Consider the following 23,812-nt stretch of genomic DNA (forward strand, 5'->3'; position numbering starts at 1 on the left):
ATCCTTCCTTGTCTGCTCAGCCAATATCATCAATGTATATGGTTCTTCCGGTTTTCACGGCTTCCACAACAGCTTCTGTCACACGGAGGTTTTGCAATCCATCGCGCACCGTGACAAGTGGTTTGGCTCGTTTGTTGATCACATCGCAGAAGTGATTGAGCTGTTCGACTAACGGATCTTTGCGCTGAAGCGCCAGCGTGTCACTGACAAACGGTTTCCACCAAGAACGGTTGGCTTTTTCTGTGTAGTGTTTAAGGCGCATAGTCGGCACTGAGATTGAGCCATCTGTGCCTGCAATGTGGTAGCAATCTTCATCGGGATAACTGGCGTAGGCTTTGTTTTCCAGCGATGTTTGCTCCCAACTGCGGCCTGAACCTGCCGTGTCAGATAGCAAAAACGTCCCAGACGCACCGTTGGCGAAACTCAGATTGATGGACACCGTATCTTCCACATCGAAGTTGCGACGTCGATTCGACGCCATGGCCTGAACGGCGACAATTTCTCCGCACAGATAACGAAGGTTGCCAATGTCGTGAATGAGGTTGATCAGAATAGGACCGCCACCTTCTTTGGTGCGCCATGGCGCGGCATCAAAGTAGTCGTCGGGTTTGTAAAACAAAGCACTGCCTTGCACTGCCACGAGCGCACCTAGCACGCCAGAATCAATCAATTCACGTGTGCGTTTGATGATCGGGCTGTGCATGCGGTGATGCCCAACCAGCAGGGTGTCCCAAATGCCAGGAGAGCTGACGGCAATGTTGAGCAATTCAGTGGCTTCTGCCACCGAGTGGGCAACGGGCTTTTCAATAAGAACCGGCACTTCACGTTCAATGCACTGCTTGGTTTGCAGAACGTGAAGATTATTCGGCGTCGCGAGAATGACTCCATCCACTTTTAGCGTGGATAACATACTCTCAAGGTCTGAAAAATGGGGTACGCCATTTTCTTGGGCTAGCGTGATACTCGCTTCAAACGGGTCAACAATGGCGGCGAGACGACAAATATCACTTTTTTTAATGAGCTTTATGTGATTCTTTCCAATCAGTCCCGCGCCAACAACGGCAAGGTTTAATGGTTCCATTTAAGTTGAATGTCCTTATTGTTTTTAGCTGTTAATCGGTACTACTCTTGCTCGTTAAATTCACGCAAGCGTTCGACAAACCCACCTAGATGCGCTTCCAGTGCGCCAACGCAGGCCGCTAAGTCACGATTTAACGCGGCTTCAAGAATGACCTGATGTTCGTCAATGATATGGGTGCCACGAAAGCCGTTCGTGCGCAGTTCCATCATCACAAACTGACGAAACTGGTCGTAGATTTGGCGGTGATAGTGCATGTGCAACTCCGAATTGCACGCGCCAATGAGTGCCGCATGGAACTCATAATCACAGCGATGCCACATCACAAAGTTGTCGACGATGTTGTCGCGCATCTTGCTTTCGACATGCTCTAGCTTGTGGTGAGCAGCAACCAAATTACTTTCCCACTCCATATCGCCATTAACGAATGACTGCTCCGCGCCATCCGCTTCAAGAAGAATGCGAAGCCGTGTCAGCTCTTCCATTTTTTTCGTGGAAAAGCTGGCGACATGGAAACCTTTTTGCCCTTCAGCGATGACTAAACCATCGCTGGCAAGGCGTGTAAGGCATTCGCGCAAGAGATTGACGCCACTGCCATATCGCGTTTTTAGCGACTCCATGCGTAAACGACTTCCCGGTTTAAAATCGCCCCGAAGTAGGTCTGTTCTTAGTGTTTCGTAGAGGTTCATTGCCGCTCGCCTCAATCCTTGGGTTAGCTCAGATCCACATTCTGGTCCTATTCCGACATCGAATATGTCTTATTTTCATGAATTCACTATAAGACAAAAAATACCCCCCAAAATGAAAAATAGGTGATGTTTTAACAATTGAGACACATTTGACCAACAATCACGTAATGCGATCGTCTACGCTATGTTCATGTTAAACGGTGAGCTGATTTTTTGACCAAGGGGGTCATTGAGCAAACCAACATTGGGTATTTGGTCGTCAAGTGCCCGTACTAAGGAGTGGTGTATGAAATTGTTGTCCAGAACCTCGGCTAAGTGGCTTGGTAACGTTACGAAAGCAACGACATTAGCGATTGCGATGTTTTCAGTAACTGCTGCAAGTGCAGCAGACATGAAGTTACGCTTGTCTGCCCCAAGCTCAGAAACTGATCAGCGTGCAGTTGCACTGACGACAGTTTTTGGTCCGGGTGTTGCGAGTTTCGCGGAATTTGAACCGCACTGGAATGCTTCGTTGTTTAAGCAAGGTACAGAGTTGGAAGCCATTGCTCGAGGTAACCTCGACATGGCGATGGCATCGGCGCAAGAGCTGGCAGAATTCATTCCTGCGTTCTCCATTTTCTCTGCGGGCTACATGCACCGTGATGCTGACCACCAAGTGGCTGTTTTTAATTCTAAAGCGATGGATCCGCTGAAAGAAGAAGTCGAAGACACCTTGGGCGTGAAGCTGTTGAGTGTTATCTACCTTGGTCGTCGTCAGCTGAACTTGCGTACGGATGCCGAAGTGCAAACACCAGCGGATCTTGATGGTGTGAAACTGCGTATGCCGGGTTCTGATGCATGGCAGTTCTTGGGTAAAGCACTGGGTGCAAACCCGACGCCTATGGCTTTCACCGAAGTATACACAGCGTTACAAACTGGCGCGGTTGACGGTCAAGACAACCCATTGCCGACAGATAAAGATGCGAAGTTCTATGAAGTGACCAAGCAGATTGTGTTAACCAATCACTTGGTGGATTTAAACTACCTCGCTATCTCGAAAGAAGTGTGGGATGACATGACGCCAGAGCAGCAAGCTCAAACGCAAAAAGCGGCGGATGATGCAGCGGCATTTGGTCGTAAGAATCAGTTGGCACTGGAAGCTGAGTTGGTTGATTTCTTCCGCGAGCAAGGCTTGAAAGTGTACGAACCAAACCTTGAAGCGTTCCGTACCCACGTTCAAAAAGCGTACCTTGAGTCTGAGTTTTCTAAAACCTGGCCAGAAGGCATGGTGGAAAACATCAACAACCTGTGAGGTTAACGCGTGAAAACGATTCTGCTTTGGATTCAGCGAATAGCAGATGGGGTTGCGGTCACTATGTTGGCCGCAATGTTCCTTATTTTTTGTGCGCAAATATTCTCCCGCTATGTGCTTAACATGCCCCTCGGTTGGTCGTCTGAGTTACTTCTGACACTCTGGTTATGGGTCATCTTTTGGGCGGGAGCATTCTGCTTGCGTAACAAAGATCATATTCGCTTTGATCTTCTCTATTTAAACGTACCCGGGAAAGTGCAACGTATCTTTCTCATTTTGTCGGCGCTTGGCATCATCATCGGTTTTGGTATCAGCTTTCTTCCGACATGGGATTACATCACTTTTTATAAGATCAAAAAGAGCGCGATCTTGAAGTGGCGCCTCGACTATGTGTTTAGCATTTACGGGGTTTTCTTGGGTGTCATTATTCTCCGCTACGGTGTTGCACTGATTCAGTATTTGAATCCGAACTATAAAGTGCAAGACAGTGACAAGGACGAGCAGGTGGAAGAATGAGTTTGGCGTTAACACTTTGCTTAGTGACAGTGCTTCTTTTGGCTGCCTTTGGTACGCCAGTATCATTTTCAATGATTATTGGTGCCATCGTGTATCTCGCGGTAAGCGGTCAAGATTTGGCACTGGCGGGTGAGCAAATTATTCAGGGTTTCTACAACAGCTTTATTCTTCTGGCTGTTCCATTGTTTATTGCCGCTGCCAATATCATGAATGCAGGCAGTATCACTGACCGACTTCTCCAGTTTTGTGTCGCCATGGTGGGTCATTTTAGGGGCGGGCTGGGGCACGTGAATATTGTGTCTAGCTTGATATTCTCTGGCATGTCTGGCTCAGCCGTTGCGGATGCCGCGGGGATTGGGCGCGTTATCATTAACATGATGACGAAAGACGGTCGTTATCCTCCAGCGTATGCTGCGGCGATCACGGCGGCTTCAGCGACGATTGGTCCGATCATCCCGCCGTCAATTCCCATGGTGATTTATGCCTTGGTGTCGGATACATCGATTGGTTATCTCTTTATTGCCGGCCTCGTTCCTGGGCTGCTGATGGGTATTGTTCTGATGGGAATGAACGCCTACATGGCAACGAAGATGAATATCGTCAAAGAGCCAAGAACCCCGGTCAAAGATATTCCTAGAATCACGTTCCGTGCGTTGCCGACCTTGATGATGCCAGCCATTCTGCTATTCGGTATTTATGGTGGCGTGACGACGCCGACAGAAGCTGCGGCAGTTGCTGCTGCGTATGCCTTGTTTCTTGCTGCTGTTGTTTATCGTTCTATCAGCTTGAAACAACTGTATGCCGCGCTCAAGGAAAGCGCCTACTCGTCGGCTTCGGTTGGTTTGGTGATCGGCTCAGCGTTGATCTTCAACTACATCATTGCGACAGAGAACGTGCCAACGGCAATTGCCGCACTGATTGATCAGGCTGACTTATCGCCACTGGCGTTTTTGCTGCTGGTGAATTTGATTTATCTGTTGCTAGGATTCTTGCTGGATGCGACCACGGTAATATTGGTGATAGTGCCGTTGTTTATTCCGGCATGTCGCGAGTTGGGAATCGACCTTGTTCACTTTGGCGTTATCACGATTGTTAACTTGATGATTGGCTTAATTACGCCACCTTATGGGGTATTGTTGTTCGTGATTAACGGTACAACCAAAATCCCATTAGCTGGCATTATCAAACAAGTCATCCCGTTTATTATTGTCTTGTTGGGGGCCCTGATGATCATGATTTTGACTCCTGATGTGGTGCTGTATGTTCCGCGCCTCATGGGCTATCAGGGATAGCCATGTGGCTGGTTGATTGGCTGATGGCTAACTGATTACAAAAAGCGTGGTCAGCTTGGTTTTGAAGTCATCGTGGTCATAACGTACGTAGTCAACATCAAAACGTAACACTAAAAGAGAGGGCTAAATGCCTTCTCTTTTTTGTTGTTGTCGAATTTCTGCTGGTGTTTTGCCTAGTTCTCGCGTTAATGCCCGACTGAGGGTCCTGCCGGAGGTAAAGCCAAGTGAATTCGCTATTTTGTCCATTGAGTCGTTGGTGTAACGAATCGCATTGTAAGCTTTGAGGCGGCGCCAGTGATTCAGGTATGCAATTGGCGCGATCCCGAGCGAATCTTGGAAGTGACGAACAAGCGTGGCTTTTGACATACCAATCTCGCTGCCGAGTGCTTCTAGGGTCCAATCGTGTTGTGGATTTTGATGCATGAGCATAAGCGCTTGGTGAATGCGTTTGTCATGGATAACACGTAAGAAACTGTAGTTTTCAGTATTTTCGTTGAAAAACTGCATCAAAATCTTCAAAAATAGAATTTCTGTAAGCTTATCGATGCTTGGGTTTCTATGAATGCCACTCTCTCTAATTTCTTGATCAATAAGCATAACCAGCTTCCAGATGACGCTGTTGTGGTTGACGCCTTGAACATGAATAACAGTAGGTAATGCGTCCAATATTGGGTGCGTTAGCCCTTCATCAAACTCAACAAGACCGCACATTAATCTATGGGTTTTTGGGCCAGTTTGAAAAAGTGGTGTGCCTAACTCACAAGCATTAACCGCCTGACTACTTGGTATTTTTTTGTTACTCGGATTATCAGCGATCCAATGACTGTCTCCCTTGGGGAGCATGAAGATATCCATTTCATTGGCTTTGACGTTCGATGTGCTTTCTGCACCAACGTAGAGTTCTCCCTTTAGTGCAATATGAAAGCGAGGATACTTGCGCTTTTCTAGTGATATTCCCCATGGAGCGCTAAGGTCGGAACTGAAGAAAATCGTTCCTCGAAATTTAAGTGTTTCAATGATATCGGTGAATAAATTGAATGTGTTTACGTCTTTGATTCCTTTGGACACAGATCTGATTCCCTCGGCAGCCCTTGGTTTTCCTACTTTAGCTTAGACTATGGCGGAGCGCTTAAAATTTGCGCGTTCAAACTGTAAGTGAGGTGAGAAAATGGACAGAAAAACAATAAGCTCAAAAACTCTACGTCGCTCTTTGTGTATTGGAGCAATCTTATTAGGAGGAGCGACTTCAACAACATCAGCGATGGCTGAAGAATATTTCTCGGTAGTTGATGGCGAATTGCAACGACCAACGGGTTATCGTGAGTGGGTTTATGTCGGTACTCCTGTCACCCCTAACGATATGAACAATGGTAAAGCCGCGTTTCCAGAGCACCACAACGTGTACATCGACCCAACCAGCTGGTCTCACTGGAAGAAAACTGGCGAATTTCGTGATGGCACTATTATCATCAAAGAGTTGGTGGCTGTCGGCTCAAAAGCGGCAGTGAGCGGCGCAGGTTATTTTCAGGGTGATTTCATCGGATTGGAAGCGACCATCAAAAGTACGTCAATCAACCCTAATGAACCGGGAAACTGGTCTTACTACAGCTTCTCTACGCCAGACCATAAATCGTTAACTGACACGGCGAAGGCTTTCCCAGCCGCCGCGTGTAATGCGTGTCACGCAGCTGCCGCTGCAGACGATTTCGTGTTTACCCAATACTATCCGGTTCTTCGTGCTGGTAAAGGCGCGGGTATGTTGGCGACGGGCGGTCACACGTCTTCGTTGAAATAGAGGAGCGGCATAATGAAGAAGACCTTTATTGCTGCATTGCTTGTGAGTGTCGCAGCATCAGGTGTAAGTATCGCTGCCACGAGTGGTGGCTTTTCACCTATTGTGGATGACAAGGGCGCGATCAGTTTCCCTCAAGATTTTCGAACGGACATGGTGCATTTAGGCTCATGGTTTGTTCCAGAGGGCGGCGCGAGCGGCTTCCATGGCGTTTACACCGAAAAATCGACGGTAGACGCTTACCGTAAGACGGGAAAATTCCCAGACGGTGCCACACTGGTGAAAGAGCTGCGAGCACATAATAGTGGCAATTACACCACGGGTTCTGACGTTAGCCATGAGACTGCGAGCCTTAAACAGTGGTTTGTGATGGTGAAAGACAGCACAGGTCGTTTTTCTGACAATGGTTCTTGGGGGGATGGTTGGGGATGGGCATTGTTCAAGCCTGACAATCTGACGACCAATGCTTCATCAGATTACAAAACGGATTGCTTGGGTTGTCATATACCAGCCAAAGACAACGATTGGATTTATACCGAAGCGTATCCAATTTTGGCCGAGTAACGCTCAACGACCAACGACCAACAAGATACTAAGATATAAACCAGCCTTTATGGCTGGTTTTATTGCTTTTTGCTTTTACTTGTTGGTGTTGGTGTTGGTGTTGCTGTTTGCGAATCGCTAACTTCCGCGATAGGTAGAATAACCGTAAGGCGACACCAACAAAGGAACATGTAAGTGTTGGTTTTCGTCCGAGATACCAAACCGAATCACGATTTCGTCCAGAAAGGGAACAGGGTCGAGCGTGGTGTTGGTTGCTCGAAAATACGCCGCGGTCGAAAAAACAAGCTGATAGAGACCAGAGGTGAAGGCATCGTCTATCAACAAAGGGGCGTTTGTTCTGCCATCATCGTTAGTGATGGTGGTCAGCAGAGGTTGAAGTCCGTCATCGTCGATGCGATAGAGAGAGACTTTGATACCTTGGGCAGGCTTACCGTTTGCGGTATCGAGGACATGCGTTGTGAGCTTTCCCATCTACAATCACCTTTGAGCGTTTTGCCGAGCGGCACATAAACGTTGCGTCATCATTCATTTAAAATTTAGCATTTCATCGGTGTGGTTTCTAACGCGATTCGTTCAATACGTGCGCAGAGGCATGTTGAGTGTGATGGGGACTTTTAATGACGTGATGAGAGTTCGAATAGACAGGCGAATGTAGGTGAGGAGCCAAGAAACAAAAAGGGCGAACACCGAGGTGTTTCGCCCTTTCAACTCGCAGATTATCGGGTCAAGACTTAAGCGCATGACCGAATCATTGAATCAATATTATTTACGCAGTCGCGGGCTGCAAAGCAGGGCGCACTAGCGGTTTGTCATTGATTGGTAGGTGCAGTAGCGCCGCGGCTAACGCCAACACCACGGTTGCCCACCAAATAGGTTCGTACGAACCGTAATAGTCGAACACGCGACCACCAACCCACGCACCAAGGAAGCTACCAATTTGGTGAGTGAAGAACACCAAGCCGTATAGCGTCGACATATACCGCGCACCGAAGATTTGTCTTACCAAACCTGACGTCAGTGGCACGGTACCTAGCCAACAGAAACCAATAGCTGCGCCAAAGACTATGGCGGTTTCGCTGGTCAGTGGCAATGTGACAAACAATGCCAGCACGACAGAGCGCATGACGTAGAGGCTTGTCATGACATAGCGCTTGTTGAATTTGTCGCCCATCACGCCCCAAAAATACGAGCCAAAGATATTGAAAATGCCGACGTAAGCAAGCGCCATGGCGGCTGTGTTGCCCGGCAAGCCTTTGTCTGCAATGTAGCTTGGCAAGTGGGTAGCAATAAACATGACCTGAAAACCACAAACGAAAAAGCCAGCATGGATGAACCAATAGCCCGGATGTCGGAAGGCTTCAGCCAAAGCTTGACGCAGGGTTTGAGTGTCAGCTGTTGTTTGAGATTGTCCCTGACTAGGTGCAGCTTTCATGAATGCTGAGAACGCAATCATCAAGGTACATAGCACGGCAAATACCTGCATCGCCGTTTGCCAATCATAGTGTGCAAGCAAACTTTGCGCGCCAGGGATCACGGCAAACATACCGAATGAACCCGCAGCGGTGGTCAGGCCAAAAGCTTTCGCCGTGTGTTCTGCTGGCACGACTTTCGCCACCGCACCCAACACAATCACATAGCTGGTTGCGCTAAGACCTAGACCGACGAGCACGCCAATAGACAGGTAAAGAATACCTGAGCTGGTGGCGATAGATGTCAGATATAAGCCGAGACCATACGCGATACCGCCTGCGGCGATAATGCGTTTTGAGCCGAAGCGATCAGCTGCCATACCGATAAAGGGTTGGAACATGCCAAACATGAGGTTTTGTAGGGCAATGGCAAGGCTGAAAAATTCACGTCCTGATTGAAACGTGTCGCTGATTGGCATCATGAAAATGCCGAAAGATTGCCTGATCCCTAGGCTGATAATCAAAATCCCTATCCCCAGCCAGACAAGAAGTGGGAACCGGAAAATACTCATAGGTGTACCTTAAAATGTAATTAAAACAGGGGTGTCGTTAGGTCGCAGTCGCTCGCGTTACTCGTGATGTCCGACATGATGGCGTTGATGACAACCTCCATCCACGGCGTAGTCTGAGAGCGCGCGTTGCAGTGGCGCACAATGATGAACTGCGACCAACGTAATGATCAGCACAACTAACCAGCGGGATAATTGCGCGAATAGTGTTTGCGAGTTCATAACGTTCCCAAGTGCAGAAAGGCGCGTAGAGTAGTGGTAGTGAGATTATGAAGCAAATGAATTAGATGCAGAAAGGTCATGCATAAAACGCATGACCTTGAGATAACTTGATGAGAGACCGCAAACTTTCGTTTGCCAAGGCAAGTAGATAGTGCCTAGACCCTAGTGAGATGGACACCAAGTGTAGACGGTATTGATATCGGTGGCCGGCATTTTAAGAACCTTATTACTGCCTCGAATTTCATTATTTTTCAACACAGTGTCTATGGTTTTGCTTTCTGATAGCTTGGCGTGAGCCAGAATTTTGGCCACAGTATCTTGCGGCTTTTTCACGAAGTCTTCGTATTCCACGGTGATCATGTCGATGTCTAATTCTTTCGCTTCTTGTTTGGTTGTTTGCATCAACTTATTCAATTGAAAAGCAGTGCCAGCAACTGCATGGTCTCGCAGCATGTCGTATTGGGCGAGTTCTTGAAGTGAATATGCACCGCGCCACCAAAGCAAGCGCCGGCCTTGATACTCCCATTCCTCTGAGTTGGTCATGGAATGCACGGTAGAGGCAGGGTCGCGGATAACGTTCACAAACTTGGCGTCGGGAAAAATACTGTGAAGGAAGCAAAGCCGTGATGGGCCAGTGAAGCGCAGTCCGAGGCGTTCTTTCTGTGAAAGCGCGAGGCGTGCCTCTAGCACATCTTTAATGGAAGAAATTTCAAGTGGCGTAGCATGCTTTCCACGTAAAAAGCCTCGTTCAAAGTCGATGTCATCTCGTGTTACGTCATCCCAAAAAGACATCGCATCGGTCGGAACGGGGGAGAATTCTTTCGCAATGCTGCCTAACAGAGAGGAAGAGTGCACCGCATGATTTCGCCAGCGTGTGGTGTGCTGAAAGAGACGATGTTGAAATTGCGAACGCGGGTGTTTTTCGAAGTTCTTATCAAGCCAACAAAGATCACTGTGATGAAAGACGATATCCGAAATTAAGTTCACCCCCGAGCGAGGCGGGCCGACAAAAATCAGGGGCTGACTCAACACTGTGGTCTTGGTATTCATACGAACGCTCCTTCAACGAGATATTGATGAGGGAGCAATTTGAATGCCAGAGTGTTACATATTATAAATCAATGACTTATTGTCGTATGCAGTACGGCGTGGCAACTTGGGTTGCAATTTGAAAAGACAAATTGCACAAGCAGACGCCGATTTCACTTTGTTAGTGAGATGAAGAGGCCGACTGATTTTGTTGCGCGATGAACTGATGCAGTGCGCTGATCACAAGGTCACGATCGCCGCCGCCAAATTGCTTTATAGATGCAATGGCTTGATCAACGGTGTCATCACCCGCTTTATCTCTTAATCGTTCAATCAGTTGAATGAGAAAGTCAGGCGTGAATTCTGGGTGGCACTGCATGGTCAGCACGTGTTGGTCTTTTGCTGTTATCGCGATTGGGCAAAAGTCAGAGCCTGCAATGACAGAAAACGCGGGCGCAGGCTCTTGTACCTGATCTTGATGGCAAGCGATCAAATTGAGTGCATCTGGTGCTTCACTTTGGGTAAAGCCATATTGGTCATGCTTGAGGTTTTCGATGGGGTAGACACCCATGCCCCAGCCTTTGTCTGATTTTGCCACCTTACCCCCGAGGGCATGATGAATCAGTTGATGACCAAAACACACGCCGATGAGTGGGCGACGTTGAGCATGGCATTGTTGAACAAACTTACTGACAGCGCCAATCCAAGGCTCATTGTCATAAACACCCCATTTACTGCCTGTGACTATCCAGATGTCACATTCGTCAGGATGTTTAGGATAGTGTTGTTCGAAACAGCGATACGTTTCATAACAGGATATTGCACTGCCATGAAGCATGCGTTTGAAGGCATCGTCGTAATGGCCATAGGTAGGAATGGAATCGGGATAGTGATCATCACAGAGTAGAATGCCTAGTTTCATCATCGGCTTTGCGCTCCTTGCACGTTATGGTGATTATTTGTTATCCATTTCACTATTAAGCATATTTTATGCCTTTTTGGCATAATTCAGTGTACTGATAACTAGATATACAAACATTTACCCCGAGAATGGGGTTCAATTCTAACTCACTGTCGTGAATGAGTTTTTTATTTTAAGTTTTTGATTAAGACCAAATTTAACGACTGTGATGGTTAATTTGTGACTAAATGGATCTAAAAACATGCTCTCTTACACAGAATCAAAGTGTTCGGTCTTTTATTGTTAGGTTAAACTCAAGTAAGATGCAGCACAAAGTCGAGCGCCATACTGGCGCATGGCGAGCCAAAATCATAGTGGAGAAACAAGCTTGATTAGTGTTTTCCTTGTAGATGATCACGAGCTGGTTCGCACAGGGATACGTCGTCTTCTTGAAGACGAACGTGGTGTAAAAGTGGTAGGGGAAGCCGAAAGCGGTGAGGAAGCAGTCAAGTGGTGTCGTAGCAATCATGCGGACATTATCTTGATGGACATGAACATGCCTGGCATTGGTGGTTTAGAAGCGACGCGTAAGCTCCTTCGCTATAACCCAGATGCTAAGATTATTGTTCTTACTATTCATACAGAAAACCCATTTCCAACCAAAGTCATGCAGGCTGGTGCCGCTGGTTACCTGACGAAAGGCGCTGGTGCGAACGAAATGGTCAATGCGATCCGCGCAGTGAATAGCGGTCAGCGCTACATTTCGCCTGAAATCGCTCAACAAATGGCATTGAGTCAATTCACACCTGATGCTGAGAACCCTTTCAAGAATCTGTCTGAGCGTGAGCTTCAGATAATGATGATGATTACCAAGGGGCAGAAGGTGACAGATATTTCTGAGCAATTGAACCTCAGCCCGAAAACGGTCAACAGTTACCGTTACCGCTTGTTTAGTAAGCTAGGTATCAATGGTGACGTTGAACTGACCCATTTGGCAATTCGCCATGGTATGCTAGACACAGAAGCTCTCTAAGTAATCTATTTGCTGTGTTTGATGCCAAAAATTTTCTAAAAACCGTCTCAGACAAACCGGGCGTCTATCGAATGATGGACGACTCCGGTGAGATCATTTACGTCGGTAAAGCAAAGTCGCTGAAAAAGCGACTTTCTAGCTACTTTCGCGCCAATGTAGTGGGGGAGAAGACGCGTGCACTGGTGAAAAATATCGCCAATGTCGAAGTCACGATCACTCACAGCGAAACAGAAGCACTCATTCTCGAACACAATCTTATCAAGCAGCATTTGCCGCGTTACAACGTCTTGCTGCGTGATGATAAGTCGTATCCGTACATTTTCCTTTCTGCCAGTAAACATCCTCGTTTGTCGATTCATCGTGGCGCTAAAAAGCGTAAAGGCGAATACTTTGGCCCGTTCCCAGATGCGGGCGCGGTGAGACAGAGCTTGTATCTGTTGCAGAAAATATTCCCTGTTCGCCAGTGTGAAGATTCGGTGTATGCCAACCGTTCTCGCCCATGTTTGATGTATCAAATCGGCCGATGTTCAGGGCCATGTGTTAGCGGTATTATTTCTGACGATGACTATGCCGAACAGGTCAATTTCACACGGTTGTTCCTGCAGGGCAAAGACCGACAAGTGATAGCGTCGCTGGTGGAAAAAATGGAAGCGGCGAGTAAGTCTCTCGCTTTTGAAAAAGCCGCAGAATACCGCGATCAAATTCAGTCATTGCGTCGTGTGCAAGAGCAACAATTCGTTTCGCAAAACAGTGAAGATGACTTGGACGCGATTGGCGTCTCTATCGAAAATGGCATTGCCTGTATCCACGTTCTGTTCTTGCGTCAGGGCAAGGTGTTGGGGAGCCGAAGTTATTTCCCGAAAATGCCAGCCAATACGGATGTGATTGAACTGGTATCCAGCTTTGTTAGCCAATTCTATTTCAATCAGGCCGAAGGGCGCACCATTCCAACCAGCTTGTTGCTGGGGCAAGATTTGGGCGATGAAAGTGAGTCACTTGCGACCGCACTTTCTGAGATTGCGGGCAGAAAAGTGAGCCTGCAAAGTAAGCCTCGTGGCGCAAGAGCGCGTTTCCTGAAGCTGGCTCAAACCAATGCGGCGACGGCATTAACGACCAAAATTAACCAGAAGATGACCATCCATAATCGCTTCTCTGTCTTGGCAGAAGTATTGAGCCTTGAGCCAATTAAGCGTATGGAATGTTTTGATATTAGTCACACGATGGGGGAGCAGACGGTCGCTTCGTGCGTGGTGTTCAACCAAGATGGCCCTGTAAAGCAAGAGTACCGACGTTACAACATCACGGGCATAACGGGCGGCGATGACTATGCCGCAATGGCTCAGGTGCTTGAGCGTCGATACAGCAAGCAAACCGACCCAGATAAGATCCCTGACATCATTCTTATTGATGGTGGTAAAGGGCAGTTAAATAAAGCGTGGGAAGTGGTAGAGCCGCTTTTGGAAGAGTGGCCAAGGCATCCGCTCATGTTGGGGGTTGCCAAGGGCACCACACGTCGCCCAGGGCTTGAAACGTTGATTAAAGTTACCGGTGAAGAGTTTTCTATGCCGTCGGATTCTCCCGCGCTTCATTTGATTCAACACATTCGAGATGAAAGCCATAATCACGCAATTTCCGGCCACAGAGCAAAACGTGCAAAAGTGCGAAAAAGCAGTGTGTTGCAAGAAATCGAAGGAGTTGGGCCAAAGCGCAGACAAGCTTTGTTAAAATACTTGGGCGGAATTCAGGAACTTAAGCGTGCTTCTGTTGAAGAAATAGCCAAAGTGCCCGGAATTAGCCGAGTTTTAGCCGAGAAGATTCATTCCTCATTGCAACAGCAGTGACTTTCAAGCACCATAACGGCGACACTCATAAATAATAAGAACTATGCGACTGAATATCCCCATTATCCTGACCCTTATACGCATCGCATTAATTCCCGTTTTTGTAGTCGCGTTCTATTTGCCTTACGAATGGTCGGCTTTTGCCGCTGCCTTGATCTTCGTTATCGCCGGTTTTACAGATTGGCTTGATGGGTATCTGGCTCGTTCTCTTGATCAAACCACTCGGTTTGGCGCATTTCTTGACCCCGTAGCCGATAAGGTCATGGTGGCGATTGCGTTAGTACTGATTGCTGAGTATTACCATTCGGTGTGGGTAACGATTCCTGCTGCGACAATGATTGCACGAGAAGTGATCATTTCTGCACTGCGTGAGTGGATGGCGGAACTGGGAAAACGCGCCAGTGTTGCTGTTTCTTGGGTAGGTAAATTCAAAACCGCAACGCAAATGTTCGCATTAACCATGCTGCTTTGGCACGATAATGACATCATTATCTACATTGGCTATGCATCGCTATATGTCGCGACGGGTTTGACTTACTGGTCGATGTACCAATACTTACGCGCTGCCAAAGACGATTTGCTTAACGCCGATTAATTGAGCAGCAGAGCAGTACGCTGCAGATGTGAATACAGAATTTAAAAGAAAGGCCGCATGAGAATGCGGCCTTTTTTTGTTTTTAATATTGAGGCTTACGTGAATTTAGCGCCCAAACTTTAGGGCCTAGAACCTAGAACCTAGAACCTAGAACCTAGAACCTAGAACCTAGAACCTAGAACCTAGAACCTAGAACCTAGAACCTAGAACCTTAAAGCTAAAACCGAGTCATGGGCTCTAGTATTGCCTTCCTTCAACACACTAGCGGTGCTTCGGAAAGCGCATGATAAACGCTGCACCCTCAAGGTCTGACGCGACCACCGAGATTGCGCCTTCATAGCTTTGAACAATATCGTCACACACTGCAAGGCCAATGCCCGTGCCAGGGTTTAACTGATCAGCGCGAACACCACGTTGGAAAATCGAATCGCGATAGGTTTCAGGAACGCCTGGGCCATCGTCTTCAATGATCAGCAAGTAGCTGTCTGCGCTCTCTTCCGTGCGAATGCGAACTTGGCTAATGCAATAACGGAATGCATTTTCCAGCAAATTACCCAGCAACTCGGTTAAGTCAGCTTTGTTGAGCGGCAGGGAAGATAGCCTTTTGAAATCAGTGATTACTTCAACGGGTTTATCGCCATAAATCTTAATGAACATGCCAGTTAAACTGTCTACTTGAGGCTGTAACAAGGTATTTTCTCGCATGAGCCCTTGTTGGCCTAGCAGTGCGCGTTTGAGCTGATATTGGACCATGTCATCCATTTGACTGACTTGCTCGACGATGCGCTTACTCATGATGTCGCGCTCTAACGTGCCGTCATCCAGCAGTGCATTGGTTGCCGCTAAACGACTTTTCAGACTGTGGGCGAGATCATCCATGGCATGACGATAGCGTTGAGTTTGCGCTTTTCGCAAAGTGATCATGCGGTTAAGGGCATCGGTGACGTCTTCAAGCTCTGGCGGGTAGTCTTCATCAAGCTTTTCTCGGCGAGATTCGGCGATTTCGTTCAGCTCTCCGGCGAGCTTACGCAGCGGGCTGAAACTCCAGTAAGAAGCGGCATACAGCAACCCTGTTGCACCAACAAACAACAGTGCCACGTAGAACCACGTTTTACGCTTCAATATGGCGAATTTTTCAACTTGAGTTTCGACATTGCGCAAAACAAAAAAGTGTTCTTCTATGCCATGTGTCGCGCCAGAAATGGTGTGAACAGCGTAGGGACTCTCTTGATAGTAAACCAGATCAAGTTCTGGGATGTCGGTAGGAATATGGCGACAGATATCATCAAGCTTTGCCTTTCTTGCTTCAGAAGACATCCAGATAATGTCTTGTTCTTTGCTGCAAATGAAGGAAAGGTAATGCGGGTTTGTCACGGTATCTTGCGTTTCAATAAAATCGCCTTTGCGTTTCAAAGGCTTGTCTTGGCGCAATTCGCGAATAATGTCAGGCACAGCAGACACCAAATCAGCGGCATAGAGTGCAGAGTAGTTCTGCACATACAGCTGATTCAGTAAGACGCCAACCGCGACGGAAAACACCAAAATAATGCCAATCGACGTAGAGATCACGCGTTTGTGGATCGGGGAAGAAATCTTGGCTGCCATATGGGTTAACTTACCTGCAGTTCGAAAATATAGCCCTGACCACGAATGGTTGAAATCGGGTTTTCTTGTCCGGCTTGCGCGAGTTTCTTGCGTAGGCGACTCATCATGACTTCGATGGTATTCGGGTCGCCTTCTTGATCTTGGTAAAGCACGTCTAATAGGCGGTGCTTAGACACAACTTGGCGATTATGGCGAACCATGTATTCCAACAAATCATATTCGAACGCGGTTAGGTCGAGAGATTTGTCATCGACGGTGACCTTTTTCGCCAGCAAGTCGAGCACAATATCACCCGCTTTGATTTCAGGTTTTACAAAGCCTGCACTGCGGCGCACTAACGCGTTCAAACGCGCCACTAACTCTTCTTTTTGAAAGGGTTTAACGAGGTAGTCGTCGCCACCCGCGTCTAACGCAGAGACTTTATCTTGCCAATTTGCGCGCGCGGTTAGTACTAGGATAGGCGTGCGAATGCCTGCATCACGAATGTCTTTAATCAGGCTAATACCGTCTCTATCGGGGAGGCCTAAATCCACAATCGCGATGTCATTGGGGTAGTCTTTGGCAATGTGAAGGCCTTCATTGGCGGTGCTGGCACAATGAGCTTGATTGCCGAGCTCTTGCAGCTCTGTTTTTAGGTGATGACTCAATAAGGGATCGTCTTCGACAATCAGAATTCGCATAATGAGATTCCTATACGTGGGTACCGTTGTTTTGGCGCTGGGAACCTTATGAGAGAGTCAGGTTCTTTGGCAAAGCGTAAATGTCATCAATAAAAAATGGGATTTGATGAAATGATTCAGCGAACAGTTTAACGCTGTTCGCTGAATAGTGGCTGACTTGTTGACCGAGAATGCGATCGAATTAAGTGAGGATGACCAATAGCGTACCCGCGAACGTTAAGAGTACATTCGCGATGGCATAGGTGCCGGCATAGCCTAATGCAGGGATGGTGCTGCGAGCATGCTGGTTAATCATGTCCATTGCAGGGGCGCAAGTACGAGCGCCAATGATGGCACCAAACAATAATGCGCGGTTCATCTTCAAAATGTAAGCGCCGACCAAATACGCGAGGATCACGGGAACCACACTGACCGCTAACGCACCAAACATGATGGTGAAGCCCATTTGCTGTAGGTATTCCCACAGGTTTCCACCTGCGCTCAAGCCCACACCGACCATGAAGGTCATCAAACCCAGTTCTTTGACCATGTTGATTGCGCCCTGAGGCACATAACCAAAGGTAGGGTGGTTGGCACGGAGGAAGCCAAGCAAAATACCGGCAATCAACAAGCCAGAAGCGTTACCGAGTCCGAGTGTCATTTGGCCGAAGGTCATGGTGATCAGACCGAATATCAACCCGAAAATGAAGAACGAACAGAACGCTAACATGTCTGAAACTTGGCTGTGAATCGAGATAAAACCGATTCGTTCCGCTAATCCCATGACTCGGCGCTTCTCGCCACTGACCTGCAATACGTCGCCTTTTGATAGCAAGATATTGTGGTCCATCGGCATTTCGATTTGTGCACGCACAACGCGGTTAAGGAAACAGCCGTATTCAGACAAATTCAGATCTGAAAGACGTTTGCCTATGATGGCGTCGTTCTTTACCACGATCTCTTCTTCAACAATGCGAAGGTCAAGCAAATCGCGGTCGAATACTTCTTTACCGTTACGGAATGAAGGGTCGAGACGCGCATGGCTATCAGGGTAACCCACCAATGCAATTTCATCGCCTTCTTGCAAAATAGCGTCGCCGTCTGGGTTAGCCAAAATGCCGTTGCGCCGAATGCGCTCAATGTAGCAACCCGTTTGGCGATAAATGCCCAACTCACGAAGGTTACGACCATCTACCCAGTTAATCAGTTCCGGCCCCACGCGATAGGCGCGAATGATGGGCAGATAGACTTTGCGGTGGGCCGAATCCCCTAAGCCGCGCTCCATGGCGATTTGCTGGGCTGAATGCTCAAGGTTTTCTTTTTGCAGCTTTGGCATCAGGTTCGCCAGCAATATCAAGCTGACTAAGCCCACAAGGTATGCCAAGGCATAACCGACACTTAAGTTGTCGATCATCGATGCAATTTCTTGTGGAGAATAGTTCACACCAGCCAGACCGGCATTGAGCGCATCTTTTGCACCTACCAGCACGGGTGTGGCGGTCATGGCTCCCGCCATCATGCCTGTGGCAATACTGCTATCGACACCAAACTGGTATCGCATAAGCAGCGTGATACCTACCGATGCGGCGAGCACTGTGAAGGCGAGAATTAAATAGGATTTACCGTCGCGGAAGAATATTCCGAAGAAGTTAGGCCCAGCTTCAATACCCACACAAAAGATGAACAGCATAAAGCCGATGTTCAGTGCTTCTGGGCTAAATGAAAAGCCTGCATGACCAAAGCTCAATGCCGTGACAAGTACGCCAATGGAATTACCAAACTGAAAACCACCAATACGGATCTTGCCGATGGTGAGGCCAATCGCCAATACGACGAAGAGTAAAAGTATGTCGTTTTGAACGAGCAGATTGTTGACGTCTATGTTCACTGAACCATTATCCGCAGCGGGAGGAAGGAGAATTTCTGGGCGGGTATTATACGCATTTAACGTCAAATGTAATGGAAACTTACAGCTAAAATGGCATTTTATTTCAAGTGTTTGTCAGGCTCTCAGCATAACGGCGTAAATCGCCATCAAAGCACGGCTATTTGGCTGATTTTAAAAACAAAAAAGCCAGCGCGAGGCTGGCTTTCAAAACAGTGCTTGTTGGGCGTTTACTCGTAAAGACCCAAGTTTGCTTTTGCGTAAGCTTCAAACTCAGTAAAACCACCGACGTGATCTTGGTCAACGAAGATTTGTGGCACAGTTTCTACTGGTTTACCCACGGTTTGCTCAAGGTCAGCTTTGCTGATGCCTTCTGCATGAATGTCGACATAGCGGTAGTTGAAATCGTCACGATCTTCTTTCAGTTTGTCTGCCAGATCTTTCGCACGCACACAGAATGGGCAACCAGGACGACCAAAAATAACTACGAACATAATATACGATCCTATTAATTATTGATTTTTTGAGATGGCGCCGTTCACATCCATGCGCTTCATCATCTGACTTGTGCAAACTATGCCTGATGCGATCGTAAGTTAAAAGAAGGTTTTGCCTTTTATTCCCATCGATAAAATCTATCAAAGCGATTTTAGGTTTGTTGCTCGCCGCCAATCAGTGCGTTGTTGGTATGTGATTGGTGCAACACATGTTTAAAACAAGCAGGCTGGATATTCACTTCCCTGCGCTGCATCAATTTACCTATCTATCACCTGAGCGAAGCTAGTACGAGATGTATCATTGAGGAGGTTCCATGTTTCAGTTTATGACAGCGACACGGATTATTTTTGGTGAAGGTGCGCTCAACAATTCTTTCTCTTTATTAAACAACTATGGATATAGCGCCCTGGTCGTGACAGGGCGAGATGAGCAACGTGCAGCGCCGCTTCTTGGTTACCTCAAACAACAAAACTTACGTTTTCAACAACTGGCCGTTCACGATGAACCCTTGATTGCCATGGTGGAAGAAATGGCAGCATTAGGGCGATTGTTCAAGCCTGACATGATCATCGCGATTGGTGGTGGCAGTGTGATGGATGTGGGCAAGGCACTCTCGGCGTTAATTCCTAATCAAGGCAGTGTTTATGACTACGTTGAAGTGGTGGGGCGCTCGTTGCCACTCACCGCAAAACCACTGCCGTGTATCGCCATTCCTACAACCGCTGGGACAGGGTCTGAAGTGACACGCAACGCGGTGTTGATCTCTGCGCAGGAGAACGTAAAGGCCGCGATTCGAAGCCCAGATTTGATCCCTGATGTGGCCATCATTGACCCAACATTAACTTACGGCACCAGTAAAGACGTTTCAGCTCGCTGCGGGATGGATGCTTTCACGCATTTAATGGAAGCGTATGTGTGCGGTGACCCAAACCCGCTGACTGATATGGTGTGTGAAGAAGGGCTACGCCGACTCGCGCCTGCCATCATTCATGCCTGTGAAGATGACGATCCGAAGGCGAGGGCAGACATGGCGTTTGCTTCTATGTTGGGTGGCATGGCGCAGTCGAACGGCAAGCTGGGCGCGGCGCATGGGTTGGCAGCAGCGTTGGGTGCCGTGCTTGATGCACCACATGGTGCGATCACCGCGCAGCTTGCGCCTTATGTCATGGCAGAGAATATTCTGGCGGCGCGTGAAGCCGGAAGAATGAGCCTGTTAAATCGATATCGGCAATTAGCCTGCATTCTCACAGGGCGCCACAATGCAGAGCCGAGTGATGGCATTGTGTGGGTGCAGCGTACATTGAAACGGTTGGATCTCTGTTCTTTGCCTTCACTGGGTCTTTGCGACACCTTATTTGAGCAGGTTGCAGCGTCTGCACTTCGTTCAAGTTCCATTAAAGGCAACCCGCTTCCTTTGAGTGAGCAACGCTTGCTTCATATTCTCCATCGTGTCTGTCAATCGTCCGATCTTGCTGAAAGCGCCGACCCCTATTGATATGTGATGCAAAGCAGACCCCTCGTGGTCTGCTTTGATTTTTTCACACGCTCGTGAATAACATAGCCACTAGGTTTATCCGCGCAGCCAAATCAACAGATACGCAAGCAACCTGAAGGTGCCGGGTTCAGCGAGTGTTACTTGAGTCTTCACTTGTCGCGTCGTTAAAAAGGAAGAAATACCATGAATGCAGTGATAGAGACGCTTCTCGCCCATCGTTCGATAAGAAAATTCGAAAGTACGCCGATTTCTGATGAGCAGCGCAATGTCATTATTGATTGTGCGCGTGCGGCGTCGAGTTCCAGCTTTATTCAGTGCACAAGCATCATTCGTGTTATCGACAAACGAAAGCGTGCGCTGCTCGCCGAATACGCGGGCAATCAGCCGTATGTAGCTGACGCCGCCGAGTTCTTTGTGTTCTGCGCTGATTTTAATCGACACTTACAGATTAAGCCGGATGCGCTGGTTGGGTTTGCCGAGCAGACCTTGATCGGCGCGGTAGATACAGCCTTGATGGCGCAGAACGCATTAACCGCGGCTGAATCGATGGGAATAGGGGGCGTATACATTGGTGGGCTTCGTAACAACCCTGTAAAAGTCAGTGAACTGCTTCAGTTACCCGAGCAGGTTATTCCATTGTTCGGATTGTGCTTGGGGTACCCCGCACAAGATCCTGAAGTAAAGCCGCGATTGCCAGCGGAATTGATTGTTCATACCGATGCGTACCAACTGATGGATAAAGCGCGACTGGCTGAATATGACGCCCAAGTGCGCGAGTATTATTTGACCCGCACGGGAGGAAACAAGACCATGAGTTGGAGTGAGCAGATTTCTGCGACGCTAGAAAAAGAATCACGTCCTTTTATGCACGATTTTCTGCAAAGCAAAGGCTTTGACATTAAGTAGCATTTTCATCCGATACGAACTGGTAACTTTTTGGTCTACTCGTGTTAACACATTGCAAGATGTAACAATTCATTTCCTCGCTCTACCCAGTGTTTATAAGGGGTTAGGGCGATTTTCTCCCCCCGTATTTCATCCTGCCCACCGCTTCTGCTGTTGGTTTTTTGACCGCGGGAAAAACTTTTTTCGCGTTAAACAAAAGTAGATTTTGATCACGCTCTGAATCCTTGATAGACTCCGCGCGCTTTGGTTCTTCTCACTCGATTTGAGAAATACCAAAAATAATTTATGGAGTTGAGTCGTTTTGGTCGATATGGCGTTTAAAGTCATGGCATTAAAGCGATTTGGCTGTTCTTGGGTGACGTTGTTAGGTCTTTGACTTTGGGTTTTTCCAGCGACACCTCTTACTCGTGATTTTATTGAGTCGTAACATGAAAAAACTGAACAAAGCTGCGGGCGTTCTAGCTGCCGGTTTCTTTATCAATATGTGTATAGGTATTCTGTACGCATGGTCTGTATTCAAACAGTCTTTGGTAGAGCAAGGTTGGACAAACGCTGACGCTTCTATGCCTTACACCGTCGCAACTATCTGTTTTGCGCTGTCTCTTCTAGTGGCGGGTAATCTGCAAGACCGCATGGGTCCACGTAAAGTGTTGATCCTTGGTACCATCATGGTCGGTCTTGGCATGATCGTGTCTAGCTTTGCAACGACTCCAATGACACTGCTACTAAGCTTTGGTGTTATCACGGGTTGCGGTATCGGCTTCGGTTACGCGTGTCTTGCTCCAGCAGCAATGAAGTGGTTCCACCCTTCTAAGAAAGGCTTGGTTAACGGTCTTATCGCTGCAGGTTTCGGTTTGGCTGCGGTTTACCTTGCACCGCTAACATCTATGCTGATCACCACGTACGGCGTAAACACGAGCTTCCTGATTCTGGGTGTGGGTATTTTGGTTCTTGCTGTGCCTTTGGCTTGCACCATCAACAACCCACCTGCTGATTATGTACCTGAAGCGCCAGCTGGCTATGTGGCTAAAAGCGGTGCGGGTGAAGCAGACATGAAATGGCGTGCAATGCTGAAAACACCTCAGTTCTACTCTTTGTGGCTGATGTATGCACTGGCATCTTCTGCAGGTCTGATGGTTATCGGCAACATTACTTCTATCGCCATCAACCAGTCTGATCTGACGCAAGTGGCTTTCTTGGTTGTTGTTCTGTCAATCTTCAACTCAGGTGGTCGTGTTGTTGCGGGTATCCTTTCTGACAAGATTGGCGGTCTGAAAACACTGATGATTGCTTTCATCATGCAAGGCATCAACATGATGATGTTTGCAACGTACAACACTGAGTTCACCTTGATGGTGGGTGCAGCGGTTGCGGGTGTTGGCTACGGTACGCTTCTAGCGGTATTCCCATCTATCACTGCTGATTACTACGGTTTGAAAAACTACGGTGGTAACTACGGCGTGCTTTACACCGCTTGGGGTGTAAGTGGCTTCATTGGTCCTGTTGTTGCAGCGACTGCGGTAGACATGACGGGTAACTACGTTATGGCCTACACCATCTGTGCAGCAATGCTGGGTGTGGCGGTTGTTCTGTCTCTGGTGACTAAGCCTGTTAAAGTGCAAGCACAAGACACACAAGCTGTTACCGCGTAACGCAAAGCGTTAACAAGGTTACTGAAACCCGCTCATTGAGCGGGTTTTTTTATGTCTGAAATATGGTCAGACCAGTGTCCGTATTTAATATTGTGTTCCAACGGTGAGAATTCGTGAGACAAGATAAATACTGATGATTTTTATCGATATTGTACGTTGTTCTGAATAAATACTGATAAGTGACTGAAAATAAAACACTGTTCATTATCTGTGGTATGACCTGTTTGCGTTTTTGGGTGCTTTTTGTGCGTTTTTGGATAGAAAACACTGTTTGATTGTTGGTCTCGCATT

The 23,812-nt window shown here is 47.7% G+C and carries 23 protein-coding genes; 11 read left to right on the top strand and 12 right to left on the bottom strand.

What is annotated here, in order from left to right:
* Positions 1-16: 16 nt before the first annotated feature.
* Together Q365_RS0110930 and Q365_RS0110935 are read right to left on the bottom strand one after the other, a co-directional pair.
* Positions 17-1,081, bottom strand: coding sequence for a Gfo/Idh/MocA family protein (locus Q365_RS0110930; RefSeq protein WP_028023382.1), 1,065 nt, complete (start codon positions 1,079-1,081; stop codon positions 17-19).
* Between the two features lie 41 nt (positions 1,082-1,122).
* A complete protein-coding gene (locus Q365_RS0110935) occupies positions 1,123-1,767 on the bottom strand; it encodes a GntR family transcriptional regulator (protein WP_028023383.1) in 645 nt (214 codons plus the stop codon).
* 286 nt (positions 1,768-2,053) lie between these two features.
* Here Q365_RS0110935 and Q365_RS0110940 point away from each other — a divergent pair, with 286 nt between their 5' ends.
* Genes Q365_RS0110940 through Q365_RS0110950 form a run of 3 tightly spaced genes read left to right on the top strand, consistent with a single transcriptional unit; the run spans position 2,054 to position 4,866 of the window.
* On the top strand, positions 2,054-3,058 hold the full coding sequence (locus Q365_RS0110940; protein ID WP_028023384.1) for a sialic acid TRAP transporter substrate-binding protein SiaP: 1,005 nt from the start codon (positions 2,054-2,056) through the stop codon (positions 3,056-3,058).
* 9 nt (positions 3,059-3,067) lie between these two features.
* Positions 3,068-3,574: a TRAP transporter small permease gene (locus Q365_RS0110945; protein WP_028023385.1), complete on the top strand. Its 507-nt coding sequence runs from the start codon at positions 3,068-3,070 to the stop codon at positions 3,572-3,574.
* Positions 3,571-4,866, top strand: coding sequence for a TRAP transporter large permease (locus Q365_RS0110950; RefSeq protein WP_028023386.1), 1,296 nt, complete (start codon positions 3,571-3,573; stop codon positions 4,864-4,866). The genes Q365_RS0110945 and Q365_RS0110950 overlap by 4 nt, the downstream gene beginning before the upstream one ends.
* Before the next feature lie 123 nt (positions 4,867-4,989).
* On the opposite strand, the gene Q365_RS0110955 is transcribed toward Q365_RS0110950, so the two are convergent.
* On the bottom strand, positions 4,990-5,934 hold the full coding sequence (locus tag Q365_RS0110955) for an AraC family transcriptional regulator (protein ID WP_028023387.1): 945 nt from the start codon (positions 5,932-5,934) through the stop codon (positions 4,990-4,992).
* A 100-nt stretch (positions 5,935-6,034) separates the two neighbouring features.
* On the opposite strand from Q365_RS0110955, the gene Q365_RS0110960 reads away from it, so the two are divergent.
* Positions 6,035-6,661 (top strand): cytochrome P460 family protein, encoded by a 627-nt coding sequence (locus tag Q365_RS0110960; RefSeq protein WP_028023388.1) that lies wholly within the window; start codon positions 6,035-6,037, stop codon positions 6,659-6,661.
* Between the two features lie 12 nt (positions 6,662-6,673).
* The gene (locus tag Q365_RS0110965) at positions 6,674-7,222 is read left to right on the top strand and encodes a cytochrome P460 family protein (protein ID WP_028023389.1); all 549 of its coding nucleotides are present in this window, start codon (positions 6,674-6,676) and stop codon (positions 7,220-7,222) included.
* Between the two features lie 117 nt (positions 7,223-7,339).
* Here Q365_RS0110965 and uraH read toward each other — a convergent pair whose 3' ends face one another.
* From uraH to Q365_RS0110985, 5 genes are all read right to left on the bottom strand, one after another.
* A complete protein-coding gene (gene uraH / locus Q365_RS0110970; RefSeq protein ID WP_028023390.1) occupies positions 7,340-7,693 on the bottom strand; it encodes a hydroxyisourate hydrolase in 354 nt (117 codons plus the stop codon).
* A gap of 295 nt (positions 7,694-7,988) precedes the next feature.
* Entirely contained in the window at positions 7,989-9,203 is a 1,215-nt protein-coding gene (locus Q365_RS0110975; RefSeq protein WP_028023391.1) for an MFS transporter, read from the bottom strand.
* Positions 9,204-9,260: 57 nt separating this feature from the next.
* Positions 9,261-9,422 carry a hypothetical protein gene (locus Q365_RS26975; protein WP_169737849.1) on the bottom strand — a complete coding sequence of 54 codons (162 nt, stop codon included), beginning with the start codon at positions 9,420-9,422 and terminating at the stop codon, positions 9,261-9,263.
* Between the two features lie 162 nt (positions 9,423-9,584).
* Positions 9,585-10,472, bottom strand: a complete 888-nt coding sequence (locus tag Q365_RS0110980) for a sulfotransferase (protein WP_028023392.1) — start codon at positions 10,470-10,472, stop codon at positions 9,585-9,587.
* A 160-nt stretch (positions 10,473-10,632) separates the two neighbouring features.
* Positions 10,633-11,376: a type 1 glutamine amidotransferase gene (locus tag Q365_RS0110985; protein WP_245621539.1), complete on the bottom strand. Its 744-nt coding sequence runs from the start codon at positions 11,374-11,376 to the stop codon at positions 10,633-10,635.
* Positions 11,377-11,740: 364 nt separating this feature from the next.
* Between Q365_RS0110985 and uvrY the strand changes: the two genes are divergently transcribed.
* The 3 genes from uvrY to pgsA are packed head-to-tail and all read left to right on the top strand — an operon-like array spanning position 11,741 to position 14,821.
* Entirely contained in the window at positions 11,741-12,385 is a 645-nt protein-coding gene (uvrY, locus tag Q365_RS0110990) for a UvrY/SirA/GacA family response regulator transcription factor (protein WP_028023394.1), read from the top strand.
* Between the two features lie 14 nt (positions 12,386-12,399).
* Positions 12,400-14,226, top strand: a complete 1,827-nt coding sequence (gene uvrC, locus Q365_RS0110995) for an excinuclease ABC subunit UvrC (RefSeq protein ID WP_028023395.1) — start codon at positions 12,400-12,402, stop codon at positions 14,224-14,226.
* 43 nt (positions 14,227-14,269) lie between these two features.
* A complete protein-coding gene (pgsA, locus tag Q365_RS0111000; protein ID WP_028023396.1) occupies positions 14,270-14,821 on the top strand; it encodes a CDP-diacylglycerol--glycerol-3-phosphate 3-phosphatidyltransferase in 552 nt (183 codons plus the stop codon).
* A 261-nt stretch (positions 14,822-15,082) separates the two neighbouring features.
* On the opposite strand, the gene Q365_RS0111005 is transcribed toward pgsA, so the two are convergent.
* From Q365_RS0111005 to Q365_RS0111025, 4 genes are all read right to left on the bottom strand, one after another.
* Complete coding sequence (locus tag Q365_RS0111005; protein WP_028023397.1) at positions 15,083-16,426, bottom strand: ATP-binding protein; 1,344 nt, start codon at positions 16,424-16,426, stop codon at positions 15,083-15,085.
* A gap of 5 nt (positions 16,427-16,431) precedes the next feature.
* Positions 16,432-17,106 carry a response regulator gene (locus Q365_RS0111010; RefSeq protein ID WP_028023398.1) on the bottom strand — a complete coding sequence of 225 codons (675 nt, stop codon included), beginning with the start codon at positions 17,104-17,106 and terminating at the stop codon, positions 16,432-16,434.
* A gap of 181 nt (positions 17,107-17,287) precedes the next feature.
* On the bottom strand, positions 17,288-18,973 hold the full coding sequence (locus Q365_RS0111015) for an aspartate:alanine antiporter (RefSeq protein WP_028023399.1): 1,686 nt from the start codon (positions 18,971-18,973) through the stop codon (positions 17,288-17,290).
* A 227-nt stretch (positions 18,974-19,200) separates the two neighbouring features.
* Positions 19,201-19,464 carry a GrxA family glutaredoxin gene (locus Q365_RS0111025; RefSeq protein WP_028023400.1) on the bottom strand — a complete coding sequence of 88 codons (264 nt, stop codon included), beginning with the start codon at positions 19,462-19,464 and terminating at the stop codon, positions 19,201-19,203.
* 317 nt (positions 19,465-19,781) lie between these two features.
* On the opposite strand from Q365_RS0111025, the gene Q365_RS25660 reads away from it, so the two are divergent.
* The 3 genes from Q365_RS25660 (at position 19,782) to Q365_RS0111045 (ending at position 23,521) form a co-directional block, all read left to right on the top strand.
* Complete coding sequence (locus Q365_RS25660) at positions 19,782-20,963, top strand: iron-containing alcohol dehydrogenase (protein ID WP_035024807.1); 1,182 nt, start codon at positions 19,782-19,784, stop codon at positions 20,961-20,963.
* Between the two features lie 183 nt (positions 20,964-21,146).
* Positions 21,147-21,869, top strand: a complete 723-nt coding sequence (nfsA, locus tag Q365_RS0111040) for an oxygen-insensitive NADPH nitroreductase (RefSeq protein ID WP_028023401.1) — start codon at positions 21,147-21,149, stop codon at positions 21,867-21,869.
* Between the two features lie 428 nt (positions 21,870-22,297).
* Positions 22,298-23,521 (top strand): L-lactate MFS transporter, encoded by a 1,224-nt coding sequence (locus Q365_RS0111045; protein ID WP_028023402.1) that lies wholly within the window; start codon positions 22,298-22,300, stop codon positions 23,519-23,521.
* Positions 23,522-23,812 lie beyond the last annotated feature (291 nt).

It is taken from the genome of Enterovibrio calviensis DSM 14347 (genome assembly GCF_000621165.1).
GTDB lineage: Bacteria > Pseudomonadota > Gammaproteobacteria > Enterobacterales > Vibrionaceae > Enterovibrio > Enterovibrio calviensis.

Excerpts from the sequence above, each read along its gene's own strand:
- Q365_RS0110930 (WP_028023382.1), bottom strand. The coding sequence starts at position 1,081 with ATGGAACCATTAAACCTTGCCGTTGTTGGCGCGGGACTGATTGGAAAG.
- Q365_RS0110935 (WP_028023383.1), bottom strand. The coding sequence starts at position 1,767 with ATGAACCTCTACGAAACACTAAGAACAGACCTACTTCGGGGCGATTTT.
- Q365_RS0110940 (WP_028023384.1), top strand. The coding sequence starts at position 2,054 with ATGAAATTGTTGTCCAGAACCTCGGCTAAGTGGCTTGGTAACGTTACG.
- Q365_RS0110950 (WP_028023386.1), top strand. The coding sequence starts at position 3,571 with ATGAGTTTGGCGTTAACACTTTGCTTAGTGACAGTGCTTCTTTTGGCT.
- Q365_RS0110960 (WP_028023388.1), top strand. The coding sequence starts at position 6,035 with ATGGACAGAAAAACAATAAGCTCAAAAACTCTACGTCGCTCTTTGTGT.
- Q365_RS0110965 (WP_028023389.1), top strand. The coding sequence starts at position 6,674 with ATGAAGAAGACCTTTATTGCTGCATTGCTTGTGAGTGTCGCAGCATCA.
- uraH (WP_028023390.1), bottom strand. The coding sequence starts at position 7,693 with ATGGGAAAGCTCACAACGCATGTCCTCGATACCGCAAACGGTAAGCCT.
- Q365_RS0110975 (WP_028023391.1), bottom strand. The coding sequence starts at position 9,203 with ATGAGTATTTTCCGGTTCCCACTTCTTGTCTGGCTGGGGATAGGGATT.
- Q365_RS26975 (WP_169737849.1), bottom strand. The coding sequence starts at position 9,422 with ATGAACTCGCAAACACTATTCGCGCAATTATCCCGCTGGTTAGTTGTG.
- Q365_RS0110980 (WP_028023392.1), bottom strand. The coding sequence starts at position 10,472 with ATGAATACCAAGACCACAGTGTTGAGTCAGCCCCTGATTTTTGTCGGC.
- Q365_RS0110985 (WP_245621539.1), bottom strand. The coding sequence starts at position 11,376 with ATGATGAAACTAGGCATTCTACTCTGTGATGATCACTATCCCGATTCC.
- pgsA (WP_028023396.1), top strand. The coding sequence starts at position 14,270 with ATGCGACTGAATATCCCCATTATCCTGACCCTTATACGCATCGCATTA.
- Q365_RS0111005 (WP_028023397.1), bottom strand. The coding sequence starts at position 16,426 with ATGGCAGCCAAGATTTCTTCCCCGATCCACAAACGCGTGATCTCTACG.
- Q365_RS0111010 (WP_028023398.1), bottom strand. The coding sequence starts at position 17,106 with ATGCGAATTCTGATTGTCGAAGACGATCCCTTATTGAGTCATCACCTA.
- Q365_RS0111025 (WP_028023400.1), bottom strand. The coding sequence starts at position 19,464 with ATGTTCGTAGTTATTTTTGGTCGTCCTGGTTGCCCATTCTGTGTGCGT.
- Q365_RS25660 (WP_035024807.1), top strand. The coding sequence starts at position 19,782 with ATGTTTCAGTTTATGACAGCGACACGGATTATTTTTGGTGAAGGTGCG.
- nfsA (WP_028023401.1), top strand. The coding sequence starts at position 21,147 with ATGAATGCAGTGATAGAGACGCTTCTCGCCCATCGTTCGATAAGAAAA.
- Q365_RS0111045 (WP_028023402.1), top strand. The coding sequence starts at position 22,298 with ATGAAAAAACTGAACAAAGCTGCGGGCGTTCTAGCTGCCGGTTTCTTT.